Source organism: Holdemanella sp. (assembly GCF_056804935.1).
The window spans coordinates 1-2847 of record NZ_DBMEXE010000208.1 but is presented as its reverse complement, the minus strand read 5'-3'; the positions used below and the strand labels follow the sequence as shown (position 1 = coordinate 2847).

The following is a 2847-nucleotide window of genomic DNA, read 5'->3' as shown; positions in this document are numbered from 1 at the left end:
GTGTATAAAATTATATTGAAAAGTCATTTCGGAGGTGAAATATGCTTTATCGAAAGATTGAACGTACAATTGAACAACATTTAATGAGTGGTTCAAACAAAATCCTATTAGTGGATGGAGCTCGTCAAATTGGGAAAACATATATCATAAGGTATGTGGGAAATAAACTGTTTGAAAATTATATCGAAATCAATATGATTGAAGATTCTTTAGGAAATCGTTTGTTTGAAAAGGTAAGGACAGTAGAAGATTTTTATCTGCAGGTCAGTATGCTTGCAGGGGATAAAATGCAAGAAAAAGAAAACACATTGATATTTATTGATGAAATACAAGCATATCCTCATTTATTAACACTATTAAAATTTTTATCCCAGGATAATCGATTTACATATATTGCGAGTGGATCTTTGTTGGGGGTTACTTTATCGCAAACCACATCGATTCCTATGGGTAGTATTCAAAAGATTCAAATGTATCCTTTGGATTTTGAAGAATTTTTATATGCGAATGGAATGAACGAATTTGTTATTTCGACATTAAGAAATAAATTTAATCATTTAGAAGAATTAGATGAGTCCATGCATAATAAAATGATGGATTTGTTTAAAAAATATTTGTTGGTGGGTGGTATGCCTGACGCTATAAATACGTATTTGTCAGAGAAGAATATTGTATCTGTTCGAAATATTCAAGCTGAAATTCACGAATATTATGCATCAGATGCCTCTAAATATAGTTTAGAAAATAAACTTAAAATCAGTCGAATTTATGATTTAATTCCATCTAATATGGAAAATAAAAAAAAGCGAGTTGTTGTTAAGAATATTGAGGGAAAAAGAGGTAAAACGTTTAATGACTATCAAGAAGAATTTGAATATTTAGTTAGTGCAGGAATCGCTTTGAATGTACAAGCTATCTCAAATCCAAAATTTCCTTTGATTGAATCTGCAAGTAAGAATTTAATAAAGCTATATTTAAATGATGTTGGGATTTTAACGGGCATATTATATGGAAATAATATTAATGCAATTTTAGATGATCAAAAAAGTATTAATTTAGGTTCTGTATATGAAACAATTGTTGCCAGTGAATTAAAGGCGCATGGCAAAAAATTGTATTACTATGATAATCGAAATAAAGGAGAAGTTGATTTCTTGATTGATGATTATGATTCACTTTCTGTTGTTCCCATTGAGGTGAAATCAGGAAAAGATTATACGGTGCATAGTGCATTGAATAATTTTGTGAATAATAATGATTACCATATTCAAAAAGGCTATGTCGTATCGAATGAGAGAACAATAAGGCAAAAAGGTAAAATCATTTACTTGCCAATCTATTACACAATGTTCTTTTAATGAAAAGGGTGTGGATATTTAGAATTCCACATCCTTATTGTTTAATATATGATCAAATATGTAATGTCCTACACCACCATCAAGACAATCGTAGTCAGTAATATCGTCGGCTAATGCCTTTGTGTTTGGATTGCCGTCTTTTAGGCAGACTCCCCATCCACTTGTGAGTAGTAAAGAATTATCGTTTTCATTATCACCAAACGCAATTGTATTTTCTAAGTGGATTTGATTCCATTCGCAATACATTTCTAAACCTCTACCTTTAGAGAAACCACTATACATTAATTCGATAGTTCCTGGGAATGTTTCAATAGTTTGGTATTTCCCTTTATATTGTTCTTCTACTTGATCACGGATAAGTTGCGTTGTTTCTGGGTCTGTTCTAAATAAGAACTTATAAACAGGTTTTTCACAAAAATCATCAATATCACCTGTTTTATCAATAAGTGGAATGTTTCTTCGTTTTGACATATCTAACAAATCCTCGCTGATATTCATAACATTGCGTAGTTGATTTCCTTCAACGTTTATAGACACTTTATTTTCTTCAATGATTGGCATCAAGAAAGTTAAGACTTCTTTCATTTCTTCAATACTCATCATGTCCATTGTAAATGTCTTATCCAGGTTTCGATCATAGATCATGCCACCATTCATTCCGATTATGAAATCAAATTCAAACCCTAATTTCCAGAATATTCCTTTTGTTTTTTCCATTTCGGTGATTTCTCTTCCGGTTGCCAAACCAAGCTTAACGCCTCTATTATGCAATTCTTGTAAAGCCTGTATTGTGATTTTAGGTAAAGGACTGCTTTTCGAACTTAAAGTCATATCGACGTCTGCAGCCAAGACCTTAATTTTATTAATCATAAAATGTACCTCCATCACATAAAATGTATGCGATTTCACATGAAGTTGCAACTTGAAAGTTATATTGTACTACCTGTTTCGTTTTGTATTTTGTCTTTAGGTAAGCTATACTTTAGAGACGTGAAGGTGGTAAATAATGAATTTTTTAGTGCGTAGATTTATAAAGAATTATCAAGATACAAAAGATGCCAATGTAAGAACAAATGTTGGTAAATTATCGGGGATTGTGGGTATATTTAGTAACTTATTTTTATTTGTGATTAAGTTTGTGATTGGTACCATTGTACATTCGGTATCTATTCAAGCTGACGGAGTAAATAACTTAACAGATGCGGGTTCAAATATTATTTCGATTTTATCTTTTCATCTCGCAAATAAGCCAGCAGATAAGGATCATCCATTTGGTCATGAAAGAACGGAAACAATTGCGTCTTTATTTGTAGGTATATTGATTTTAGTTCTTGGTTTTGAAACCGCAAAAGAAAGTATTTCTAAGGTGATTCATCCGGGAAGTATTGATTTTAGAATTGCATCTGTCATTATTCTTTTAATTTCTATCATAGTTAAATTTTGGATGTATGCATACAATAAGAAACTTTCTAAAACATATGATTCAAGT

General features: G+C 31.1%; 3 protein-coding genes. 2 read left to right on the top strand and 1 reads right to left on the bottom strand.

The features are described from left to right. Positions 1 to 41: 41 nt before the first annotated feature. Positions 42 to 1358 (top strand): ATP-binding protein, encoded by a 1317-nt coding sequence (locus tag ACZQCL_RS08300; protein ID WP_482482745.1) that lies wholly within the window; start codon positions 42 to 44, stop codon positions 1356 to 1358. A gap of 18 nt (positions 1359 to 1376) precedes the next feature. Here ACZQCL_RS08300 and ACZQCL_RS08295 read toward each other — a convergent pair whose 3' ends face one another. Further along, positions 1377 to 2228 (bottom strand): HAD-IIB family hydrolase, encoded by an 852-nt coding sequence (locus ACZQCL_RS08295; RefSeq protein ID WP_482482743.1) that lies wholly within the window; start codon positions 2226 to 2228, stop codon positions 1377 to 1379. Between the two features lie 136 nt (positions 2229 to 2364). On the opposite strand from ACZQCL_RS08295, the gene ACZQCL_RS08290 reads away from it, so the two are divergent. After that, the coding region (locus ACZQCL_RS08290; RefSeq protein WP_482482741.1) for a cation diffusion facilitator family transporter at positions 2365 to 2847 on the top strand (483 nt) is incomplete at its 3' end.

Excerpts from the sequence above, each read along its gene's own strand:
- ACZQCL_RS08300 (WP_482482745.1), top strand. The coding sequence starts at position 42 with ATGCTTTATCGAAAGATTGAACGTACAATTGAACAACATTTAATGAGT.
- ACZQCL_RS08295 (WP_482482743.1), bottom strand. The coding sequence starts at position 2,228 with ATGATTAATAAAATTAAGGTCTTGGCTGCAGACGTCGATATGACTTTA.